Source organism: Rhodococcoides navarretei (genome assembly GCF_038069675.1).
GTDB lineage: Bacteria > Actinomycetota > Actinomycetes > Mycobacteriales > Mycobacteriaceae > Rhodococcoides > Rhodococcoides navarretei.
This window is the reverse complement of the sequence record NZ_JBBPCN010000001.1, coordinates 3908921-3930735: the sequence shown is the minus strand read 5'-3', so window position 1 is coordinate 3930735 and position 21815 is coordinate 3908921. Positions and strand designations below refer to the sequence as shown.

At 64.5% G+C, this 21815-nt stretch carries 20 protein-coding genes; 12 read left to right on the top strand and 8 right to left on the bottom strand.

Features of this window, described 5'->3' with window-relative positions; translation table 11 throughout:
- Positions 1–2 precede the first annotated feature (2 nt).
- The 3 genes from AABD04_RS18400 to AABD04_RS18390 form a co-directional block, all read right to left on the bottom strand.
- Positions 3–536, bottom strand: coding sequence for a hypothetical protein (locus AABD04_RS18400; protein ID WP_341442034.1), 534 nt, complete (start codon positions 534–536; stop codon positions 3–5).
- Complete coding sequence (locus AABD04_RS18395) at positions 533–805, bottom strand: helix-turn-helix transcriptional regulator (RefSeq protein ID WP_032404377.1); 273 nt, start codon at positions 803–805, stop codon at positions 533–535. The genes AABD04_RS18400 and AABD04_RS18395 overlap by 4 nt, the downstream gene beginning before the upstream one ends.
- Positions 806–869: 64 nt before the next feature.
- A complete protein-coding gene (locus AABD04_RS18390; RefSeq protein WP_341442033.1) occupies positions 870–1325 on the bottom strand; it encodes a MarR family winged helix-turn-helix transcriptional regulator in 456 nt (151 codons plus the stop codon).
- 81 nt (positions 1326–1406) lie between these two features.
- Between AABD04_RS18390 and AABD04_RS18385 the strand changes: the two genes are divergently transcribed.
- The gene (locus tag AABD04_RS18385; RefSeq protein ID WP_341442032.1) at positions 1407–2237 is read left to right on the top strand and encodes an alpha/beta fold hydrolase; all 831 of its coding nucleotides are present in this window, start codon (positions 1407–1409) and stop codon (positions 2235–2237) included.
- 60 nt (positions 2238–2297) lie between these two features.
- Here AABD04_RS18385 and AABD04_RS18380 read toward each other — a convergent pair whose 3' ends face one another.
- Positions 2298–3929 carry an ABC-F family ATP-binding cassette domain-containing protein gene (locus AABD04_RS18380; RefSeq protein ID WP_341442031.1) on the bottom strand — a complete coding sequence of 544 codons (1632 nt, stop codon included), beginning with the start codon at positions 3927–3929 and terminating at the stop codon, positions 2298–2300.
- Between the two features lie 54 nt (positions 3930–3983).
- On the opposite strand from AABD04_RS18380, the gene AABD04_RS18375 reads away from it, so the two are divergent.
- A complete protein-coding gene (locus tag AABD04_RS18375) occupies positions 3984–4832 on the top strand; it encodes an aldo/keto reductase (protein ID WP_335741417.1) in 849 nt (282 codons plus the stop codon).
- A 62-nt stretch (positions 4833–4894) separates the two neighbouring features.
- Positions 4895–5716 carry a uroporphyrinogen-III synthase gene (locus AABD04_RS18370; protein ID WP_341442030.1) on the top strand — a complete coding sequence of 274 codons (822 nt, stop codon included), beginning with the start codon at positions 4895–4897 and terminating at the stop codon, positions 5714–5716.
- Here the strand turns inward: AABD04_RS18370 and AABD04_RS18365 are convergent.
- Complete coding sequence (locus AABD04_RS18365; protein ID WP_341442029.1) at positions 5713–6780, bottom strand: flavin-containing monooxygenase; 1068 nt, start codon at positions 6778–6780, stop codon at positions 5713–5715. The two genes, AABD04_RS18370 and AABD04_RS18365, sit on opposite strands and share 4 nt — an antisense overlap.
- Before the next feature lie 62 nt (positions 6781–6842).
- On the opposite strand from AABD04_RS18365, the gene AABD04_RS18360 reads away from it, so the two are divergent.
- From AABD04_RS18360 to AABD04_RS18350, 3 genes are all read left to right on the top strand, one after another.
- Complete coding sequence (locus AABD04_RS18360) at positions 6843–7574, top strand: enoyl-CoA hydratase (protein WP_243608867.1); 732 nt, start codon at positions 6843–6845, stop codon at positions 7572–7574.
- Positions 7571–8905, top strand: coding sequence for an ammonium transporter (locus tag AABD04_RS18355; RefSeq protein ID WP_341442028.1), 1335 nt, complete (start codon positions 7571–7573; stop codon positions 8903–8905). The genes AABD04_RS18360 and AABD04_RS18355 overlap by 4 nt, the downstream gene beginning before the upstream one ends.
- Before the next feature lie 191 nt (positions 8906–9096).
- A complete protein-coding gene (locus tag AABD04_RS18350; protein ID WP_341442027.1) occupies positions 9097–9771 on the top strand; it encodes a hypothetical protein in 675 nt (224 codons plus the stop codon).
- Positions 9772–9834: 63 nt separating this feature from the next.
- On the opposite strand, the gene AABD04_RS18345 is transcribed toward AABD04_RS18350, so the two are convergent.
- Positions 9835–10782: an alpha/beta fold hydrolase gene (locus tag AABD04_RS18345; protein ID WP_341442025.1), complete on the bottom strand. Its 948-nt coding sequence runs from the start codon at positions 10780–10782 to the stop codon at positions 9835–9837.
- A gap of 196 nt (positions 10783–10978) precedes the next feature.
- Here AABD04_RS18345 and shbA point away from each other — a divergent pair, with 196 nt between their 5' ends.
- Positions 10979–11560 carry an RNA polymerase sigma factor ShbA gene (gene shbA, locus AABD04_RS18340; protein WP_341442023.1) on the top strand — a complete coding sequence of 194 codons (582 nt, stop codon included), beginning with the start codon at positions 10979–10981 and terminating at the stop codon, positions 11558–11560.
- Positions 11561–11674: 114 nt separating this feature from the next.
- On the top strand, positions 11675–13321 hold the full coding sequence (locus AABD04_RS18335) for a purine-cytosine permease family protein (protein ID WP_341442022.1): 1647 nt from the start codon (positions 11675–11677) through the stop codon (positions 13319–13321).
- A 57-nt stretch (positions 13322–13378) separates the two neighbouring features.
- Here AABD04_RS18335 and AABD04_RS18330 read toward each other — a convergent pair whose 3' ends face one another.
- Entirely contained in the window at positions 13379–14182 is an 804-nt protein-coding gene (locus tag AABD04_RS18330; protein ID WP_341442021.1) for a crotonase/enoyl-CoA hydratase family protein, read from the bottom strand.
- A 126-nt stretch (positions 14183–14308) separates the two neighbouring features.
- Positions 14309–16234 (bottom strand): molecular chaperone HtpG, encoded by a 1926-nt coding sequence (htpG, locus tag AABD04_RS18325; protein ID WP_341442020.1) that lies wholly within the window; start codon positions 16232–16234, stop codon positions 14309–14311.
- Positions 16235–16328: 94 nt separating this feature from the next.
- Here htpG and AABD04_RS18320 point away from each other — a divergent pair, with 94 nt between their 5' ends.
- The 4 genes from AABD04_RS18320 (at position 16329) to AABD04_RS18305 (ending at position 21800) form a co-directional block, all read left to right on the top strand.
- Positions 16329–17444, top strand: a complete 1116-nt coding sequence (locus tag AABD04_RS18320) for an MBL fold metallo-hydrolase (RefSeq protein WP_341442019.1) — start codon at positions 16329–16331, stop codon at positions 17442–17444.
- Between the two features lie 24 nt (positions 17445–17468).
- The gene (locus AABD04_RS18315) at positions 17469–19865 is read left to right on the top strand and encodes an HAD-IC family P-type ATPase (protein WP_341442018.1); all 2397 of its coding nucleotides are present in this window, start codon (positions 17469–17471) and stop codon (positions 19863–19865) included.
- Between the two features lie 40 nt (positions 19866–19905).
- Positions 19906–20094 carry an antitoxin gene (locus AABD04_RS18310; protein WP_243593748.1) on the top strand — a complete coding sequence of 63 codons (189 nt, stop codon included), beginning with the start codon at positions 19906–19908 and terminating at the stop codon, positions 20092–20094.
- A gap of 77 nt (positions 20095–20171) precedes the next feature.
- A complete protein-coding gene (locus AABD04_RS18305) occupies positions 20172–21800 on the top strand; it encodes a Na+/H+ antiporter (RefSeq protein WP_341442017.1) in 1629 nt (542 codons plus the stop codon).
- The last annotated feature ends 15 nt before the right edge of the window (positions 21801–21815 follow it).

Genomic DNA, 21815 nt, shown 5'->3' with positions numbered 1-21815 from the left:
TGTCAGCCGTCCTCGGGATCGGGGTCGGGAGTGTTCCATGCGAGAAGCATTGCGGGGGCATATCTCCCGGCGCTCAGAGCGGTCAACACCAATGCCCCTCCCGAGAGCGCCAAATCTGTGTTGTCCAGGAACATTGCGCCGAGAAACAGGTAGGACGCTGCTGCTGTGCCCAACCCCTGAGTGACTGTCAGTCCGATCGATCGGGCGTGGTTGCGACGTGCAACCTCGTACTCGTCGAGTGCATCCTCCGGCGCTTCGGCACGGCTGTGAGAGACGATGCCGAGGACGATGGCTGCGAAGAGGAACGCGATGTAGCACACGGCCCATCCGCCGAGTGCCCCCCTGACCGCGAGAGTTGCCAGCGCGAATCCGGCCGCAGCGGCGAGGAGGGTGATGAGCGCGATCACGAAGATGCGGCGACGCTTCTGGCCTCGCAGGCCCGGTAGCCAGTTGGCGTAATGCTTGTCGCTGTCCAGGAACATCTGCGTGCGGGATTCCTGATAGCGAGAGAAGATGCTCGGCTCGGGCGTGTTCATCGATCCTTCTCCCTTCGGAAGAGTTCGGCCGAGAGTGGTCCGAGTTCGGTGCGTGAGAACACTGCTTCGATCGGCAGATCGAAGACGTCGCAGATGCGCATCGCGAGGTCGAGGCTCGGGTAGTGGTCGCCTCGTTCGAGCGCTCCCACCGTCTGGGGATTCACTTCGACGAGTTCGGCCAGTTGCGCGCGGCTCATCTTTCGTTCTGCCCGCAGAACACCCACCCTGTTGTAGATCGGGAGCGCGGTACCGCGCTTGACTGGGCTCATGACAATGAAGTGTTGTATAAACCCAACGATCTGTCAACGGGTAATGGCAAAACTGCCGATCCGCCTACGGGGTCTGCTGCTCCCGGGCGTCGGCAACGATGGTGCGCATGGTCGTCAGAAACTCGTCGATCGTCGCCCGCTGCTCGGGTGTGAAACGCGCCAGCTCGTCGACTGCGCGGCCGATCACGGGGCCGAAGAACGTGGTGCCGAGTTCCGAGGCGTGTGCGGTCACGCGCAGCAGTACTCGCCGACGATCGGCTGGGTCGGGTTCACGTGATACCAACTGGCGCTTCGCCATTCGATCGACGAGGGCGGTGACGGATGCCGATTCCAGGCCCAGCTGTGCGCCGAGCCAGCCGGGCGTGGCACGCGTTCCGGCTCGGTCCGCATCCAGCAGGCAGATCAGCGCCCGGATATCCGTCGGGTGGAGCGCATGTCTCTGCGCGAACTCCGCGCCCAGAAGATCGAGGTCGACCGTCAGTGCGCGCAGCTGATGGACGGCAGAGACGGGCTCGGTCATGTGCTGATCCCTCGGTTGATGCTGGACGAAGAGTGTCTCCATTGTCTATTATCTCGATGATCGAGAGAATTGAGGGTTGCCGTGACCGTGGATAAGTTCTGTCCCGCCTACGACCGAGTTCTGAAGAAATGGCCTGCAGATACCCAGGCCATCGACGTGAACACGGTGCACGGCACCACGCGAATCAACGCCTGCGGACCCGTCGATGGCCCGGCTCTGGTGCTGCTGCCGGGGGCCGGTGCGACCTCCACCGTGTGGTTCGCAAACGTCGGGGCACTCTCGCAGCGATATCGGGTGTACGCGGTCGACCTGATGGGTGACGTGGGACGCAGCGTTCCGGGTAACCAGTCCATCGACTCCGTGGACGAGCTGTTGGACTGGGTGACGGCGGTGCTGAATGAGCTGAATCTGCCCACCGCGGCGTTCTGCGGACATTCCTACGGCGCGATGATCGCTCTGGCTTACGCGCTGCGTCACGACAACCGCGTCGACGCACTGACCCTCCTCGATCCCAATGCCTGCTTCGGCTCCATGAGTCCGCGCTACCTGCTGCATGCGCTACCGATACTGCTGTTCCCCAACGAGAAACGGCAGCGTGCTTTCGTCCGGTGGGAAACCGATGGCGCGCAGTTGGATTCCGACTGGCTCGACGTACTTGCTCTGGGAGCCACGCATGCCCCGACCACAAAAACCATTGTTCCCAAGCGGCCGAAGCCCGCTGCGTTCGAGAACTTCGGTGTGCGTACCACCGTGGTCCTCGCGGGGAAAGGGAAGGTGCACAACGCTGCTCGCATCGAAGCGGCTGTGCATGCCGTTCTGCCGAGTGCGAGGACGGTGATACTCGAGAACGCCACGCACCACGGGCTCCCGATGCACCCCGTAGCAGAGGTGAACGAGATCCTGCTGAGCTGACGTGAATCGGGTGCAGCTGACCGCGCTCACCGCGGTCAGCTGCACCCGATTCAGCGACAACTACTTCTCGCTCAGCTGCCCGTCGGCCATCGTCCAGTGACGAGTGCTGCGAACGGTGTCGAGCATTCGGCGGTCGTGAGTCACCAGCAACAGGGTGCCCTCGAAGTTCTCCATGGCGCGTTCGAGTTGTTCGATGGCAGGCAGGTCGAGGTGGTTGGTGGGCTCGTCGAGCACCAGCAGATTCACGCCCCGGGCCTGCAGCAACGCGAGTGCCGCACGGGTTCGCTCACCGGGCGAGAGCGACGACGCCGGCCGGAGTGCGTCGTCGCCGCGCAGTCCGAACTTGGCCAGCAGCGTGCGTACCTCGGCATCGGGCCACTCGGGAACCGCGGCGCTCAAGGCGTCGGACACCGTGCCGTCGCCCACGAAATATGCTCGTGCCTGGTCGATCTCACCGATCGCCACACCCGAACCCAGCGAGGCCGAGCCCTCGTCCGGCTCCAACCGGCCCAGTAGTACCGACAGCAACGTCGTCTTGCCGGAACCGTTGGGCCCCGTGATCAGAATTCGATCGCCCCAGTCGATCTGCGTCGTGACCGGACCGAACGTGAACCCGGATCGCCGCACCAGAGCACCGCCCAACACCGACACGACAGTTCCGCTACGGGGAGCCGCCGCGATCTCCATTCGCAGCTCCCATTCCTTGCGAGGCTCCTCGACCACCTCGAGTCGCTCGATGCGCCGCTGGGTCTGACGGGCTTTCGCGGCTTGTTTCTCGGTCGACTCGGCGCGGGTCTTGCGGGCGATCTTGTCGTTGTCGGTGGCCTTCCGGCGTGCATTGCGCACCCCCGACTCCATCCAGTTGCGCTGCATCTGCGCGCGAGACTCCAACGCGGACTTGGTATCCGCGAACTCGTCGTACTTCTCCCGCGCATGCTGGCGGGCGATCTCCCGTTCCGCCAGATACGACTGGTAGCTGCCGTCGTAGACATCGATGCGACGCTGAGCTCGATCGAGCTCGACGACGCCCGTCACCGTTCGTGCCAGGAATTCACGATCGTGACTGACGACGACGATCGCCGCCCGCGTCGCGACGACGAACTGCTCGAGTTGCTCGAGGCCCGCCAGATCGAGATCGTTGGTGGGCTCGTCGAGCAGCAGAATGTCGTAACGCGCGAGGAGAATCGCGGCGAGCCCCGCGCGGGCAGCCTGCCCACCGGACAGCGCCGTCATGAGCGCAGACCCATCGACATCCAGACCGAGATCGGCCAGCACCTTCGCCGTGCGCTCCGCCAGATCAGCGCCGCCGAGTGCCAGCCATCGTTCCAGCGCCGGGGTGTAGAGGTCCTCATCGCTGCTGCCCAGTGCTTCGGCGGCTGCGTTCATGGAGGCTTCGGCATCGGTGACCCCGGTCCGCCGACCGAGAAAGTCCAGCACCGTTTCCCCGGCGATGCGCTCGGGCTCTTGCGCCAGATAGCCGACGGTCGCGTCGGGCGGGCTGGTGTAGATCTCACCCTCGTGATCGGCCGTGCCGACCCCCGCGAGCAGCGTCAACAGCGTCGATTTACCTGCGCCGTTCGCCCCGACGAGCCCGATCACATCACCCTCGGCCACCGTCAGATCCAGTCCGGAGAACAGGGTTCGATCGCCGTGAAATGCGGCGAGATCGTCGATACGAAGCGTTGCGGTCACACCGAAACACTAAGGGGCGGGAACAACACCACCCCACCCACCGTTGCCATTCGTATGACGTATTCAGCCGAGACCAGTACTGTCCCGACCATCGTGCTCAACGACGGCACGTCCATTCCCCAGCTGGGGTTCGGTGTGTGGCAGGTGCCCGACGACGGTGCCCAGGCCGCAGTGACCGAGGCATTGAAGGTCGGCTACCGCAGCATCGACACCGCCAAGGTGTACGAGAACGAGGCCGGCACCGGCAAGGCGATCGCGGAATCCGGCATCGCCCGTGACGAGCTGTTCATCACCACCAAGCTCTGGAACGACGATCAGGGCTACGACTCCACCCTGAAGGCGTTCGACGCCAGCATGGAACGACTCGGACTCGAGTACCTCGACCTGTACCTCATTCACTGGCAGCAGCTCGATCGCGACAAGTACGTCGACACCTTCAAGGCATTCCAGAAGCTGAAGGCGGACGGCCGCATCGGTTCGATCGGCGTCTCCAACTTCACCATTCCCACCCTCGAGAAGCTGATGGACGCCGTCGGCGAGGTGCCCTCGGTCAACCAGATCGAGCTGCATCCGCGCTTCATCCAGGAAGAGCTGCGCGCGTTCCACACCTCGAAGGGCATCGCCACCGAGGCCTGGAGCCCGCTCGGATCGGGCACCATTCTCGACGAGCCGGTGTTCGCGAAGATCGGCGACGCACACGGCGTCACCCCGGCTCAGGTCATCCTGCGTTGGCACATCCAGCTCGGCAACGTGGTGATCCCCAAGTCGGTGACCCCGAAGCGCATCGCCGCCAACTTCGACGTGTTCGGCTTCGAGCTGAGCAACGACGAGATTCAGCAGATCAACGCACTGGATTCCGCAGACGGCCGCACCGGCCCGGACCCGGACCAGTTCAGCAGCTGACGTGAGCGGAACTTCGTAGTGGGCTACGAAGTTCCGTGCACGTGGGGGCTTAGTCTGTACCCATGTCCGATTCGCTCGACGGCAAGATCGTTGCCCTCACCGCCGAGCGGCGTGCAGACGAATTGGCCACCATGCTCGAACGCCGCGGCGCGAACATCGTTCACGCCGCGGCGATTCACGTTCTGCCCCTGATCGACGATTCCGAGCTGAAGTCCGCCACCGAGGGCATCGTCGAACACCCGCCGCAGATCGTCGTGATCAGTACCGGTGTCGGTTTCCGGGGCTGGCTCGACGCGGCCGCCGACTGGGGTATGCGCGAAGACCTCCTGACAGCACTGGGGAACACGCGAATCATCGCCCGAGGTCCCAAGGCGCGCGGGGCAATTCGTGGTGCCGGGCTCAGGGACGAATGGTCACCCGCTACCGAGGCCTCGCAGGAAGTCTCCGATCATCTCGAGGCCGAGGGTGTTGCCGGCGTGGACATCGCGGTGCAGCTGCACGGGGTGATCACCGAGTGGGAGCCGACGATTCACCTGAGCGATGCGTTGAACGAACTCGGCGCGCATGTCCGACCGATCCCGGTGTACCGCTGGATCCGACCCGTTGATCAGGCTCCACTCATCGACTTGTTGGCGCAGATCATCGAACATCGCGTCGACGCGGTCACGTTCACCAGCGCGCCCGCGGTCGCGTCTCTGCTCTCGACCGCCAAGGACAACGGCCTGCTCGACGCTTTCCTCGACGCACTTCGAGGCCCTGTCGCCGCGATCTGCGTCGGGCCGGTGACGTCGGCACCGTTGGATGCATTGGGTGTTCCGACCTCCATGCCGAGCCGGGCGAGGCTCGGCGCGCTGGCCAAGTTCGTGGCCGAGCAGCTCGGTTAACCCAGAGTCTCGAGCAGCTCCGTCACCGCCGCGCGACCGGCCCGGTTCGCGCCGATCGTGCTGGCGGACGGTCCGTAGCCGAGTAGATGGACGCGATGGTTCGCAGCCACGCGGGTGGTGAGCCTGCCGTCCATCACGATTCCGCCGCCGTGTCCGCGCAGGCGCAGCGGAGCGAGGTGGTCGAGGGCGCTGCGAAAACCGGTGGCCCACAGAATCACATCGGCGTGCTGACTCGATCCGTCCTCCCACACCACCGAATCCTCCGTGATGGACGAGAACATCGGCTTTCGGTCGAGCGCGCCGCGCTTCTGGGCGGCAGCCAACGACGGGGTCAGCAGCAGTCCGGTGACGGAGACGACCGACCCGGGAGGCAGGCCGGCTCGCACGCGTTCTTCCACCATCGCGACGGCCTCACGACCGGCATCGTGATCGAACTCGCTGTCCCGGAACACCGGTGGTCGACGCGTCACCCAGGTCGTCGTCGTGACCTGCGAGATCTCGTCGAGCAGTTGGACGGCCGAGATGCCGCCGCCCACCACGACGACGTGCTGGCCGGCGAACTCGTCGGCCGTCCGGTAATCCTTGGTGTGCAAGTGCCTGCCTGTGAACGTTTCTGCACCGTCGTAGTGCGGAACGAACGGCTTCTCCCACGTCCCGGTCGCATTGATCAGCCCCGCGGCCATGACGACTGTCTCGCCCGCTTCGACCCGGAATCGGGGCTCGCGGTCGCATACGACGGTCACCGTGACGGGGCGTCGAACATGCAGTTCGAAGCGGTCCTCGTACTCGCGGTAGTAGCGGGGGACCGCGTCGGCGGCCGCGATGGTCTCGGCAGGCTCGTCGCCGAGGGTCTCGGCGAACGCCATGCCGGGCAGGTCGTGCACGCCGTTGACGGTGCTCAGGGTCAGCGACGGCCAGCGGAACTGCCACGCGCCACCCGGGCCGGGGGAGCGATCCAACATCACGAACCCCTCGCCTGCGGTCAGGCCGGCGCGATGCAGGTGATAGCCGGCCGAGAGTCCTGCTTGGCCGGCACCGATGACGGCGACCCGAGTGTCGATCATGGAGACCAGTAGATCAGGCCCCACACTGTCGATTCCTGTACTGGTGGGTAACCTCTGCACTCGTGATTGGACACACACGTGACGGCGATGTCGTCACCCTCGAACTGCAGCGCCCGGATCGACGGAACGCATTGAACTCCGAGTTGTGCCTCGCGGTGCAGCGCGGAGTCGAACAAGCCGAGCGTGACGGCGCGCGGGTCGTGGTCATCACCGGCCAGGGGACCAGCTTCTGCGCGGGCGCCGATCTGACCGGTGATGCGTTTCCCGAGCATTTCGGGCAGATCCTCGAGGAGATGCTGACGGCGATCGAACGTGTCTCGATCCCGGTGGTCGCGGCGATCAACGGCCCGGCGGTGGGTGCCGGGACACAGTTGGCGATTGCCTGCGATCTGAGGGTTGTTGCGCCGGGTGGATTCTTCGAGATTCCGTCGACGCGGCTCGGTATCGCGGTGAGCAACTGGACCATCCGGCGGTTGGCCGCGCTCGCCGGGGGCGGCGTCGCACGCACGATTCTGATCGGCGGGGAACGGGTGCACGCCGATCAGGCGTACACGTGCGGGCTGGCCAACAAGCTCGGCGACGTCGATGCGGCGATGGAGTGGGCACTGTCGATCACCGCACTCGCGCCCTTGGCGCTGAAGCATCTCAAGCTCGTTTTCAACGATGATGGAGCACATGATGTTCCGACGTCGGAACAGGCCGCTGCGTTCGAGGCCACGTGGAGCAGCGAGGACATGAAGGAAGCGCGCCGAGCACGTACCGAGAAGCGCACGCCGAAGTTCGCAGGAAGGTGATCAACGGCGCGCCCGATGCGGGCGATACTGCATGGTTGCTGGCCAGTACCGCGCTGGTGTTGCTGATGACGCCCGGTCTGGCCTTCTTCTACGGCGGGATGGTGCGCTCGAAGAGCGTGCTGAACATGATGATGATGAGTTTGTCGGCGATCGCGGTGGTGTGGCTGCTGTGGTTGGCGTTCGGATTCTCGATGGTGTTCGGCGACAACGTGTTCGGCGGATGGATCGGGAATCCACTGCAGTACGCAGGTTTCGAGGGTCTGCTGGGTGGGGTGTACACCTCCGCCGGGGGAGCGGTGTCGATTCCGTTGGTGGGCACCGTTCCCGCACTGGTCTTCGCGGCCTTCCAGGCGGGCTTCGCGATGGTGACCGTGGCGTTGATCTCGGGAGCCGTCGCAGATCGGATGCGTTTCGTTCCCTGGGTCGTGTTCGCGGCCTTGTGGTCCACCCTGGTGTATTTCCCGGTGGCGCACTGGGTGTTCTCGCTCGACGGCCTCACGAGTGAGTTCGGTGGGTGGATCGCCAACCGGCTGGGTGCGATCGATTTCGCCGGCGGCACTGCGGTGGAGATCAACGCCGGAGTTGCCGGTCTCGTGCTTGCCCTGGTGGTCGGCAAACGTCGAGGTTGGCCGCGAGATCCCATGCGCCCGCACAACCTTCCGGCCGTGATGCTCGGAGCCGGGTTGCTGTGGTTCGGGTGGTTCGGCTTCAATGCTGGATCGTCCCTCGCCGCGGACGGGGTCGCCGCGGTGGCCCTGGTGAACACGATGGGTGCCGGAGCGGTGTCCATGGCCGCGTGGCTCGTGGTCGAGAAGCTGCGGGACGGCCGCGCGACGTCGTTCGGTGCTGCATCGGGAGTCGTCGCCGGACTGGTGGCCATCACGCCCTCGTGTGCGGCGGTCACCCCGATAGGTGCCGCAGCAATCGGGGTCGCGTCGGGCGCGCTGTGTGCGCTGGCCATCGGGCTCAAATATCGCTTCGGATACGACGATTCGCTCGACGTCGTGGGCGTGCATCTGGTGGGCGGCATCGTCGGCACGCTGATGATCGGACTCGTGGCCAGCGCGGAGATGCCGGCGGGAGTGGACGGTCTGTTCTACGGCGGCGGGCTGCATCAGCTTTGGGTCCAGGCGATCGCGGTGGCCGCGGTGTTCGCCTACTGCGCAATCGTCACCACCGGAATCGCGTTCGCCATCAAGGCCGTCATGGGCGTGCGCGCCGACGCGCAACACGAAGCCGACGGCTTGGACGAGCACGAGCACGCCGAGTCCGCATACGACTTCGGAGTGGGCCACGGAGGCAGCAACAAGCCGGGTCTTTTCGGTAAGTAGAGACAACCCGCGCGAGTCGTTTACGAAACGATTGGACTTCGAAAGTCGTTCTGTCCCTTATGACTCGATGCGTCGGATCGTTGTTCGGTTCGACCCCGTTCGTTCATCCTCGGTTCGTCTGACCCGCGTGTTCCACCCATAGTTTTTCGCTGCTCGCATCGAGTGATGGACACGACGAAAGACTGAGGAACATGAAGCTGACTCGATTCGCGGCAACGTCCGCATTGGTCATTGCAGCGATGACGACCGCCATGGGCACCGCCTATGCGGATCCGGCCCCGGCTCCCGCCGCTGCCGTCGGGTGGAACGTCACCCAGGCCGGTAACCAGGTTCTCGTCGACACGACGGCCGGCACCCTGAGCAACGAGGACAACCACCTGGTCGTCCGTGACGCCAACGGCGCACTCGTCGACTCCGTACCGCTGGCCATCGCCGCCGACGGCTTTTCGCACCCCGTCGCCGCCGTGATCGACGGAAACCACGCCACCCTGACCGCTGATGTCTCGCCCGCCGCGGCAACCCCGGTCTCCACCTCCCTCCCCGGCCTGCAGCAGGTCGACCTGCCTGCCGCTGTCGCGGGTGTCAAGGACAACCTCAGCCTCACCGCCTCTGTCGGCGGATTCCTCGGTGCTGCAACCGGAATCGTCGGTGGATGCCTCCTCGGAATCATCACCGGAGTCGTCGTGACCGCACCGGTTGCAACTCTTCTCGGAGCCGGCCCCATCGGCGGCTGCGTCATCGGCGCGATCGCCCTCGGTGCCATCGGATCGCTCGCCGGCACCTCCGCCGGTGGCCTCGGCGCGGTCATCGGTAACGCCGGACAGTTCATCCAGCTCCTCAACGCTCCTCCCGCAGTCAAGAAGTAGATCGTTCACTGCAGTGCTGTGGCCCGCATCGGATTCCGTTGCGGGCCACAGTCGTCGGCAGGTCTACCGTGCCAGGGCAAGATCTCCCACGTGTGCCCGTCGAGCGGCCGTCACGAGTTCGACAATGGCGTCCGCCACCTCGTGTGCCCGTTCGAGAATCACCATGTGTCCGGCCTGCGCCACCCGGACCAGGCGAGCGTCGGGCAGATGTGCGGCAAGGGTTTCCGAGTGTCGCATCGGTGTCATCAGGTCGTCGGTGCCGCAGAGTACGAGGGTGGGAATCGAGGCCAGAGCGGCCAGGCCGGCCACCTCGTCCAGACCTCGGAATGCTCCGAGAAAGCCGGACATCGTGACGATGGACGTCTCACCCAGCATCGCCGTCGCCAGCGTCACCACCCGCGGGCTGACTTTGTGGGAGCCGCATCCCGCCGTCCTGACGATGGGGGCGCACAACCCGCGACTGAGCTTCTTGGCACCCGACATCAGTCGAGGGGCGCGTCGAACAGCGGCTTGGAATGCCGACACGGCGGGATGCGCGAGGCAACTGCCGAGTCCGTCGTCGGTGATCCCACCGGCCGACGTCGCGATCAGACCGACCCCGACCAGACGTGAGCCGACGGCCTCCGGGTACTGACGGGCGTAGGAGAGCGCCGTCATGCCTCCCATCGAGTGTCCGATCAGAACGAACGGCCCCATCGGGACCACAGCGCGGAGCACGTCGGCCAAGTCCTCGCCGAGCTGATCGATGGTGCAGCTGTCCGGCGTTGCTGCACCGGATTCGCCGTGGCCGCGGTGATCGTAGAGAACGATTCGCGTGTCCTCGCCCCAGACAGCCTCGACGTGTGTGCGCAGCTCGGTCCACGACTGCATCCGCAGGCAGTGTCCGTGGACTAACACCACGGTCAGAGCCGCATCGGGGTGTCCGAACTCGCGCACCGCGAGCGTGGTGCCGTCCGCAGCGGCGACTGTGCTCCGGCGGCCGACCAGATGGTTCTGCTCACTGGTGTTCATTGGCGCTCCGCGGTGTCAGGGTCACGTGACGCGACGTGGATGTTGTCCGGTACGTCGCTTTCACGACACGCCGTGTTACCTGAATCACATTTTCTTTCGATGTGGTATTCGATCCGACCAAGCCGAACGGTCGGCTGCGTCGAAGTACCGGTGAGCGTTCAGGTGAGGGCGCGCGTTGCCAAGAAGGAGATCGGCCATGAGCACTTCCATGGACACGCTCGAAGACGTCGTACCGCTTGCCGTCGCGGGCGACCGTGCCGCGCTCGAACGCGTACTGGTGCTGATCCAGCCACCGGTCCACCGCTACTGTTCCGCCCGGGTCCGGAATCTCGACGTGGCTGCGGACGACGTGGTGCAGGACGTATGCCTCGCACTGGTGACCGCCATTCCCAAATATCGCGACATGGGCAAGCCGTTCATGGCGTTCGTCTACGGGATCGCTGCACACAAGCTGGCCGATGCAGGTCGTAGATCTGCTCTTCGCCAATCGTTCTCGGTCGACGAGATGCCCGAGGAGCAGTCCACCGATGCCGGGCCCGAGCAGGTCGCGCTCGGCGACGAACTGCGCAGTCACGCTCAGGCCTTGATGGATACCCTGCCGCCGAAGTACAGGAAGATCATCCTGATGCGAGTGGTGTGGGGTCTCACGGCACCGCAAACAGGCGAAGCGCTCGGAATGACGGCCGGGGCCGTGCGAGTGGCCCAGCATCGGGCGATGAACCTGCTCCGTGCCGAGCTGTCGAACTTCTCGCTGTTGGCGGCACGCGCAGTCGCCTGACAAATCCCTCCGTGACGAGCATGTGCGCCGGATGTCCGAATCGTCGGAGTGAGTAACAGTAGCTACATCGTCACAAGACACTGCGGCAATGTGGCGGTTCTACGTTGTTGATCCATGACCGCCGTACAGCCTGCACCGACAGACACCGCGCTGAAAGAGACGCTGGAGGACTACACGCTCCGCTTCGCGCCGCGGAGCTACCGTAAATGGGGAACCGGCGTTGTCGCGACGTCCGCGCTCGGCGGCATCGCGTATCTCGCGGACTTCGCCATCGGTGCCAACATCGGCATCTCCTACGGAACCGGTAACGCCCTGTGGGGCATCCTGGTGTTCGCCGTCGTGATCTTCCTGACCGGGCTCCCGCTTGCCTACTACGCTGCTCGCTACAACATCGACCTCGATTTGATCACCCGTGGAAGCGGATTCGGCTACTACGGGTCGGTGGTCACCAACGTCATCTTCGCGACATTCACGTTCATCTTCTTTGCGCTCGAAGGTTCGATCATGGCGCAGGGACTCGAACTCGGCCTGAACATCCCCTTGCCCATCGGGTACGCGGTATCCACGATCATGGTGATCCCGCTGGTCATCTACGGCATGAAAGCCCTTGCCAAGCTTCAGGTCTGGACCACCCCGCTGTGGCTGGTGTTGATGGTGCTGCCGTTCGTGTACCTGGTGATCAGCAACCCCGACTCGGTCGGTGAGTTCTTCGCCTACGGCGGTCAGGACGGGGCCGACGGTAAGGGCGTCAACGTCGGGTCGGTCATGCTCGCCGCAGGCGTGTGTCTGTCGCTCATCGCGCAGATCGCCGAGCAGATCGACTACCTGCGCTTCATGCCGCCCAAGACTCCCGAAAATTCTCGGCGGTGGTGGACGGCAGTGCTTCTGGCCGGCCCGGGCTGGGTCATCTTCGGTGCACTCAAGCAGGTCGTCGGCCTCTTCCTCGCCGTGTACCTGATCGCCAACGTCGTCGACGGATCCAGCATCGCCAACGAGCCGGTGCACCAGTTCCTCGAGATCTACGAGAACTTCATGCCGGGCTGGCTCGCCATGACCCTCGCGGTGATCCTGGTCGTCATCAGCCAGATCAAGATCAACGTGACCAACGCGTATTCCGGGTCGCTGGCGTGGACCAACTCCTACACCCGTCTCACCAAGACGTATCCCGGCCGCATGGTGTTCGTGCTGTTCAACCTTGCCATCGCACTGATCCTGATGGAAGCCAACATGTTCGACTTCCTCAACAGCATCCTCGGCTTCTACGCCAACTGCGGTATCGCGTGGATCGCGGTGGTGGCGTCGGACATCGTCTTCAACAAGTACATCCTGAAGCTCTCGCCCAAGGTCCCCGAGTTTCGACGCGGCATGCTCTACAACATCAATCCGGTCGGCTTCGGGTCGATGGCGGCGTCGGCGATTCTGTCGATTCTCGTCTTCTTCGGCGCATTCGGATCGGCGATCAAACCGTACTCACCGATCGTGGCTCTCGTTCTCGCACTGGTGCTTCCGCCCATTCTGGCGGTGGCAACCAAGGGCAAGTACTACCTGCGACGTACCGACGACGGTATCGATCTGCCGATGTTCGACGAGCACGGCAACCCGTCCGACGAACTCGTGATGTGCCACGTCAGCGGAATGGAATTCGAGCGACCCGACATGATCGCGTCCAACGTGCCGGGGCCCAACGGGGAGAAGCAATACATCAGTTCACTGTCGCTGAGCACCGACAAGACGGGGGAGCACATTCTCCCTCCGCAGTGACCTCAGCATGTGAGCGGAACTTCGTAGCAGACTACGAAGTTCCACTCACCTGGCGAGTCAGCGTCCTCGGAACTCGGGATCGCGACGCTCGAGCATCGCGTTGACAGCCTCGGAATGATCCTCGGTGTGGTGTGCGATGGCCTGATAGGCAGCGGAGAGTTCGAGCAAGGATTCCAGACTCTGCTGCTGGCCCTCGCGCAACAACTTCTTCGTCATACGCAGTACCTGCGGTGGGTTGGCCGCCACACGCCGAGCCAGTGTGTGGGCAGCGTCGAGCAGATCTTCGGGCTCGACGACCCGAGAGACCAAGCCCCATTCCAATGCCGTAGCGGCGTCGATGGCCTCGCCGGTGAACGCCATTTCGCTCGCCCGTGCCATGCCGATGGCGCGGGGGAGCAGCCACGCTCCTCCATCACCGGGAATGATCCCTACCTTGACGAAACTTTCGGCGAATGTCGCTGTGGTCGACGCGATGCGCAGGTCGCACATCAATGCCAGATCGCAGCCGGCTCCGATGGCTGGGCCATTGACCGCGGCGATCGTGGGAATCTCGCAGTGATACAACGCCTTCGGGATTCGTTGAATGCCGTGGCGGTAGCCCTGCCGCAACTCGGCCGGGCTACCACCGAACATTCCCTGCTTGTCCCGCATGTGCTTGACGTTCCCGCCCGACGAGAATGCCGAACCGGCACCGGTCAGAATGGCAACCCTGATCGATGGATCCCCGTTCGCGTCGGCGATCGCGGCCTCGAGAGCGTCGATGGTCTCGATCTCGGAGATGGGATTACGGGCCTGGGGGTTGTTCAACGTCCAGGCGACGATGTCCCCGGTTCGCTCGATCAGCAGTGGTGCGTCGGTCATAGCGGGCGGGTCCTCCATCTTCTTGTGCAGCTTGGGTCGTGAGTGGAACTTCGTAGCAGGCTACGAGGCAGGAGTGGAGCCTGCGGAACGACCCGCAGGCTCCACACTCACATGCGGCGAAGCCGCTCAGATGGTGCGCGTCAACCGATCGGCGAGCAAACGGGAGAATTTCGCCGGATCCTTCAGCTCGGTTCCTTCGGCGAGAAGTGCCGTCGCATAGAGCAATTCGGCGGTCTCGGCGAGATGCGGATCGTCACTGCGATCCTCGCGGGCCTTCTTCAGCCCCGTCACCAGATCGTGGGTGGGGTTGAGTTCGAGGATGCGCTTGGAGGTCGGCACGAACTGACCCGACGCCTTGTACATCTTCTCGAGCTGCGGGGAGAAGCTGAACTCGTCGCCGACGACGCAGGCCGGTGACGTCGTCAGGCGCGTCGACAGACGTACCTCCTTGACGTCCTCGCCGAGGGTCTCGGTGAGCCAGGTGAGCAGGTCCGCGAACTCCTTGTCCTGCTCCTCGCGCTTGGCCTCGGAGTCCTTCTTCTCCTCTTCGGTGTCGAGGTCCACCTCGCCCTTGGCGATGGACTGGAACGACTTTCCGTCGAAGTCGGTGACGTTGCCGACCCACACCTCGTCGACCGAATCGGTGAGCAGCAGCACCTCGAGGCCGCGAGCCTTGAACGCCTCCATGTGCGGCGAGCTTTCGATCTGCTGACGGGATTCGCCCGTCATGTAGTAGATCTGCTGCTGGCCGTCCTTCATCCGGTCCACGTACTCGGCGAGGGTGGTCACGCCCTCCTCGGAGTTCGTGGACGCGAACGACGAAATGCCCAACAGGGTTTCGCGATTGTCGGAGTCCGAGATCAGGCCCTCCTTGAGGACCGTGCCGAACTGCGACCACAGCGTCGTGTACTTCTCGGGCTGCTCGCTCTGCAGTTCCTTGACCGTGGAGAGCACCTTCTTGGTGAGGCGTCGACGGATCGCGCGGATCTGCCGGTCCTGCTGCAGAATCTCGCGAGAGACGTTGAGCGAGAGGTCCGCTGCGTCCACGACACCCTTGACGAAGCGCAGGTACTCGGGCAGCAGTTCCTGCGAGTCGTCCATGATGAACACGCGCTTGACGTACAGGTGCACGCCGGCCTTGCTCTCGCGCATGAACAGGTCGAACGGTGCCTGCGACGGAATGAACAGCAGCGCTTGGTATTCGAACGTGCCCTCGGCCTTGAACGGGATGACCTCGAGCGGCTCGTCCCAGGCATGGCTGACGTGCTTGTAGAACTCCTTGTACTCCTCCTCGGACACCTCGTCCTTGGAGCGGGTCCACAGCGCCTTCTGCGAGTTGATCGTCTCCGTCTCGATCGTGACGGTGTCCTCGCCGCCTTCCTCTTCGCTCTTGACGCGCTTCTCGACGTCGATGCGAATGGGCCAGGCGATGAAATCGGAGTACTTCTTGACCAGTTCCTTGATCTTGCGCTCGGACGCGTAGTCGTGGAGATGGTCTTCCTCGTCGGCGGGCTTGAGAGCGAGCGTCACCGAGGAGCCCTGCGGGGCGTCGTCGACGTCGGTGATCTCGTAGGTGCCCTCACCGGTCGACTCCCACTTCGTGGCGGTGCTTTCACCCGCCTTGCGGGTGAGCAGCGTGACCTTCTCGGCCACCATGAACGTGGAGTAGAAGCCGATGCCGAACTGGCCGATCAGCTCCTCGGAAGCGGCTGCGTCCTTGGCTTCCTTGAGCTTCTTACGGACCTCGGCGGTGCCGGACTTGGCCAGCGTGCCGATGAGGTCGATGACCTCCGAGCGCGACATGCCGATGCCGTTGTCCCGGATGGTGAGGCTGCGGGCTGCGGCGTCGATGTCGATCTCGATGTGCAGATCCGAGACGTCGACGTCCAGGTCCTTGTTGCGGTACGACTCCAGGCGCAGCTTGTCCAGCGCGTCCGAGGAGTTGGAGATCAGTTCACGGAGAAAGCTGTCCTTGTTGGAGTAGATGGAGTGCACCATCAGATCCAGGAGCTGACGCGTCTCCGCCTGGAATTCGAGCTGTTCGGTACTCAATGTCTCCCCTTCTAGCAGCAAAACCGACGCGAATATTCTACGGCAAGGCTACGGGTGAGCTGCGAAGACGTCGGCGCCGCCTACTGTGGTGGCCGTGACGAAGACGAAGTTCGTACTGGGAGCCACGGCAGCACTGAGCAGTGCATGGTTGGCGCGTGCCCTGTGGGGTCTGCCCTCGGCCATCGGGGCCAGGAGAGTGCACATCACCCCGTACGCAGCAGGATCTCCTCGATACCGCGATCGCCGATTCCACAACTCCGACCCCAGCTCCAGTTACGTACCGGGGCGCGGCGAGAAAGGGCAGCAGAACATGTTCGTCTCGCTGCTCACCGAACGCGGCAAGGGGAGGCCACAACGCCCGATTCCGCTGGCACCGCCGATCGCGCCGGTGGATGCCGGGGAGCTCGCGGTCACCTGGTACGGACACTCGAGTGTGCTCGTCGAGGTCGACGGCTACCGCGTTCTCGCCGATCCCGTGTGGAGCAATCGTGTCTCGCCGTCCTCGGTGGTGGGGCCCGCGCGCCTGCATCCGACCCCGGTCGGGCTGATCGATCTGCCGCAGGTCGACGCCATCGTCATTTCCCACGATCACTACGACCACCTGGACAAGGTGACGGTGCAGAAGCTGGCGAGTACGCAGTCGGCCCCGTTCGTCGTGCCGCTGGGAATCGGTGCTCACCTGCGTAAATGGCGGGTGCCCGACGCGCGGATCATCGAACTGGACTGGGACGAGCAGACGAACGTCGGTGGCCTCACCGTCACGTGCACCGAGGCGCGTCACTTCTCCGGCCGTGGCTTGACCCGGGACTCGACGCAGTGGGCGTCCTGGGCCTTCGCCGGTCCGGTTCGACGCGTCTTCTTCGGCGGCGATACCGGCTACACACCGAAATTCGCCGAGATCGGCAGCAACTACGGACCCTTCGACCTGACGCTGTTGCCCGTCGGGGCCTATGACGCTCGGTGGCCGGACATCCACATGAATCCGGAGGAAGCGGTCACCGCGCACGTCGATCTGACGGCGTCGGGCATCTTCGTCCCGATCCATTGGGCCACGTTCAACCTGGCCTTCCATCCCTGGTCCGAGCCGATCGTGCGGCTGCACGCCGCCGCCGAGGACGTCGGAGTGCAGGTGGCCGTGCCGATGCCGGGCCAGCGCATGGACGCAACTCGAACGTTGCACGACGATCGTTGGTGGGCTCGGCTGGGCTGAGCAGATCCGCATTAGGCTGCACGCATGTCAATCGACGCCGATGCGCAGCGGGATACCGGGCTGACCGAGGCGGAGGTCGCCCAGCTCCGGGCCGAGGGGAAATCCAACGACGTTCCGGCCCGAGCGTCTCGGTCGGTTCGCGACATCGTTCGCGGCAACGTGTTCACCCGTATCAATGCCATTCTCGGGGTGTTGCTGATCATCGTGCTCTCGACGGGCTCGGTGATCGACGGCATGTTCGGGCTGTTGATCGTCGCGAACAGCGGCATCGGCATCATCCAGGAGATTCGCGCGAAGCGCACGCTCGACCGCCTGGCCATCGTCGGTCAGAACAAGCCCCAGGTACGACGCGAGGGCGTCTCGAAGCAGATCCCCCCCGATGAGGTCGTGCTCGGCGACGTCGTCGAACTGGGGCCCGGTGATCAGATCGTGGTCGACGGTGAGGTGATCGAGACCGCGAGCCTCGAGATCGACGAGTCACTGCTCACCGGTGAGGCCGACACGGTGCACAAACTCGAAGCAGCGCAGGTGCTTTCGGGAAGCTTCGTGGTCTCGGGCAGTGGGGCCTACCGCGCGACGAAGGTGGGCCGCGATGCCTACGCGGCCAAGCTCGCCGAGGAAGCCAGCAAGTTCACGCTGGTCAAGTCCGAATTGCGCAGCGGTATCGACAAGATCCTGAAGTTCATCACGTACCTGATGATTCCGGCCGGTGCGCTGATCATCTACAACCAATTGTTCTCCAGCGGTCAGGCTTTGCGGCCTGCCCTCAACGGCATGGTGGCTGCGCTCGTCCCGATGGTGCCCGAGGGCCTGGTGCTGATGACGTCGATCGCCTTCGCGGTGGGCGTGATCCGGCTCGGTCAACGGCAGTGTCTGGTGCAGGAGCTGCCGGCGATCGAGGGCCTCGCCCGCGTCGATGTGGTGTGCGCCGACAAGACCGGCACGCTCACCGAGAACGGCATGCGTCTGTCCGAACTGGTGCTGATCGACCAGCCCGATTCCGGCTCCGCCACAGCGGCTCTCGCGTCCCTGGCACGCGACGATCCGCGTCCGAACGCCAGTGTGCAGGCCGTCGGCGAGGCATACCCGGACGCGCCCGGGTGGACGCAGACGGCCGTGGCCCCGTTCTCCTCGGCAAAGAAGTGGAGCGGGCTGTCGTACGGCGAGCACGGGAACTGGCTGCTCGGTGCTCCGGACGTGTTGCTCGACGCCTCCTCCGACATCGCCCGTCGGGCCGAGGATGCCGGTTCCCATGGACTGAGGGTGTTGTTGCTCGCCAGCTCCGACCGCTCGGTCGACCACCCGGAGGCACCCGGCGTCGTGACTCCGCGAGCGCTGGTGATTCTCGAGCAGAAGGTCCGTGAGGATGCCCGAGAGACGTTGGACTACTTCGCAAGTCAGCACGTCGAGGTCAAGGTCATCTCCGGCGACAATGCTGTTTCCGTCGGCGCGGTCGCGGGTTCGCTCGGACTGCCCGGTGGCAACGCTCCGATCGATGCGCGTGATCTCCCCGAGGATTCCGATCGGCTGGCCGACGCCGTGGCAGGTTCGACCACGTTCGGTCGGGTGCGGCCCGATCAGAAGCGGGCGATGGTGGGCGCGTTGCAGTCTCGCGGCCACACGGTCGCGATGACCGGCGACGGCGTCAACGACGTGCTCGCGCTCAAGGACGCCGATATCGGCGTCTCGATGGGCTCGGGGAGTGCGGCCACGCGAGCCGTCGCACAGATCGTGTTGCTGGACAACAAGTTCGCCACGTTGCCCTACGTCGTGGGTGAGGGGCGACGCGTCATCGGCAACATCGAACGCGTCTCGAACCTGTTCCTCACCAAAACGGTGTACTCGGTGCTGCTGGCGTTCCTCATCGGTCTCTCGGGCGTGCTCTCGCAGATCTTTCATTTCGAGCCGATTCCGTATCCGTTCCTGCCACGGCACGTGACGATCGCGGCGTGGTTCACCATCGGAATTCCCGCTTTTGTGCTCTCGCTCGCGCCCAACAACGAGCGGGCACGCAGTGGCTTCGTGTCGCGGGTGATGCGCCTGGCCGTCCCGTCCGGGTTGATCGTCGGCTCCTGCACGTTCATCTCCTACCTGCTGGTCTATGCCGGCCCGAATGCCAGCGAGACCCAGGTGACGCAGGCCAGTACCACCGCGCTGATCACCTTGATCATGATCGCGCTGTGGGTGTTGGCCGTCGTCGCGCGGCCCTACAACTGGTGGAAGATCCTGCTGCTCGCCGGATCGGTCGGTGGCTACCTGCTGCTGTTCGCAATCCCGTTCTGCCGCACGTTCTTCAAGCTCGATCCGTCGAACGTCGGAGCGACCACCAGTGCTCTGGTCATCGGCGGTATCGGCATCGTGCTCGTCGAGGTCGCCCACCGATTCGGATCGGCACTACGCAACAGGCAGTACAAAACGTAAGCTCCCAAGTGTTCGATCACTCTAGCGACAGGAGAGAGTCATGGGCTTCGCAGACAATCTGAAGGGCATCGTCGACAAGGGCAAGGACCTTGCGGCCGAGAACTCGGACAAGATCGACGACGTGGTGGAGAAGGCCGGGGACTTCATCGACAACAAGACCGGCGGCAAGTACGCCGACAAGATCGACAAGGTGCAGGAAGCCGCCAAGAAGGCAATCCCGGACAAGTAGGACCTATCGGGCGTCCGACGTGAGTGTCGGTGCCGTCGGCCGCGCCACCGGGTGCGGCTGGCGGCACAATCGTCGGTGTGGACGGACCGATTCTTCTTCTCGTTGTCATCTTCGCGATCGCGGTCGCCGGGTTCGCCAAGCGCCTGGACCTTCAGGTTCCGCTCGTGCTGGTCACCGTCGGATCCATCGCCTCGTTCGTTCCCGGAGTGCCGCACGTCAGCCTCTCGCCCGAGCTGATCCTCGGCGTCGTACTCCCGCCGCTGCTGTACTCCGCCGCACTCGACTTCTCGTTCGTCACCTTCCGGCGCAACCTCGGCCAGATTCTGCGACTGGGTCTGGTCATGGTGATCGTCACGACCTTCGTCGTCGGCTGGTTCGCCAATCTGCTGATCCCTGAGCTCACTCTCGGCGCGGCCCTGGTCCTCGGCGCGGTCGTCGCCCCACCCGACGCGGTGTCCGCGACCGCGGTCGGCCGCAAGCTCGGCTTGCCCGCGCGGATGATGGCCATCCTCACCGGCGAGAGCCTCGTGAACGACGCGGCCGCGCTGACCCTGTTCACCTTGGCCGTTGCGTCGGTGACGGGCAGTCGGATCGAACTGGGCTCGCCGGTGCTGTTCTTCCTGTACGAGATCGTGGGTGGCGTGCTGGTGGGGTTGATCCTCGCTCGCATCGTGCGGTTCGTCCGCAATCGCATCGCGGACTCGGCGCTGGAAACCGTGCTCGGTCTGGTGCTGCCGTTCACGGCGTATTTGGCGGCCGAGGAGATACACGCGTCCGGCGTACTCGCCGTCGTCACCGCCGGTTTTGTGCTGGGCCGTGTCACTGCCGACGTGTCGGTCTCCACTCGGGTCCAGGAACGACAGGTGTGGCCGACGCTCGATCTGCTGCTCGAAGCATTCGTGTTCGCCTACATGGGTTTACAGCTGAAGTTCGTCATCCAGGAAGTGCAACGCGAGGGGCTGCCGGTCCATCATGTGTTCGCGTACGCGGTGCTGGTGCTCGTGGTGGTCATGGTGGTCCGGCCGGCGTGGATCTTCGCCAATTCCGGTCGAGACGTAGTGATTCGCAAGCTGTTTCGTCGATCATCGCCGGCTGAGGCGGGTCTGACGTGGCAGCAGAACCTGGTGCTCTCGTGGGCCGGGATGCGCGGGGTGGTGACGCTCGCTGCGGCGGCCGGTGTGCCGCTGACCACGGTGGTCGGAGACGAATTCCCCGGGCGGGCAGTGATTCAGGCCGTGGCGTTCGTCGTCGCGGTCGGTACGTTGCTGCTGCAGGGGCTGACGCTTCCGCTGTTGATCCGCCGGCTCGACGTCGCAGATCCACTCGAGCAGCAGCGCAACGACAATCAGCGTCTGCTCTCACAGGCCATTGCCCGGACGGCGGCGGAGGACTACCTCCAGCGCGCGGCGAAGGAGGGAATCGCCGGAGTGGACGGCGAGCGCATCGACGAGGTGATCGAGCGCGTCCGACGCTCGGTGCGCGCTCGGTTGGATGCCGACGAGACCGAGGACCGCGAGAAGCGGATCGCGGCGGCCGGAGCGCTGTTCGACACCCTGCGACACAACGTCCTGGTCGCGCAGCGGTCGGCCCTCATCGCAGCCCGCGACTCGGGGGAGCTGGAGGACGAAGCTCTGCGGGCAGTGTTGAATGGCTTGGACGTGGAAGAAATTGCGGCCGAGGCGCGCATCGCACGACGCACACCGTAGACGACGCACTATGTA

Coding starts and splice junctions, on each gene's coding strand:
- AABD04_RS18400 (WP_341442034.1), bottom strand. CDS start 536: ATGAACACGCCCGAGCCGAGCATCTTCTCTCGCTATCAGGAATCCCGC.
- AABD04_RS18395 (WP_032404377.1), bottom strand. CDS start 805: ATGAGCCCAGTCAAGCGCGGTACCGCGCTCCCGATCTACAACAGGGTG.
- AABD04_RS18390 (WP_341442033.1), bottom strand. CDS start 1,325: ATGACCGAGCCCGTCTCTGCCGTCCATCAGCTGCGCGCACTGACGGTC.
- AABD04_RS18375 (WP_335741417.1), top strand. CDS start 3,984: ATGACGTATTCAGCCGAGACCAGTACTGTCCCGACCATCGTGCTCAAC.
- AABD04_RS18370 (WP_341442030.1), top strand. CDS start 4,895: ATGTCCGATTCGCTCGACGGCAAGATCGTTGCCCTCACCGCCGAGCGG.
- AABD04_RS18365 (WP_341442029.1), bottom strand. CDS start 6,780: ATGATCGACACTCGGGTCGCCGTCATCGGTGCCGGCCAAGCAGGACTC.
- AABD04_RS18350 (WP_341442027.1), top strand. CDS start 9,097: ATGAAGCTGACTCGATTCGCGGCAACGTCCGCATTGGTCATTGCAGCG.
- AABD04_RS18345 (WP_341442025.1), bottom strand. CDS start 10,782: ATGAACACCAGTGAGCAGAACCATCTGGTCGGCCGCCGGAGCACAGTC.
- shbA (WP_341442023.1), top strand. CDS start 10,979: ATGAGCACTTCCATGGACACGCTCGAAGACGTCGTACCGCTTGCCGTC.
- AABD04_RS18335 (WP_341442022.1), top strand. CDS start 11,675: ATGACCGCCGTACAGCCTGCACCGACAGACACCGCGCTGAAAGAGACG.
- AABD04_RS18330 (WP_341442021.1), bottom strand. CDS start 14,182: ATGACCGACGCACCACTGCTGATCGAGCGAACCGGGGACATCGTCGCC.
- AABD04_RS18315 (WP_341442018.1), top strand. CDS start 17,469: ATGTCAATCGACGCCGATGCGCAGCGGGATACCGGGCTGACCGAGGCG.
- AABD04_RS18310 (WP_243593748.1), top strand. CDS start 19,906: ATGGGCTTCGCAGACAATCTGAAGGGCATCGTCGACAAGGGCAAGGAC.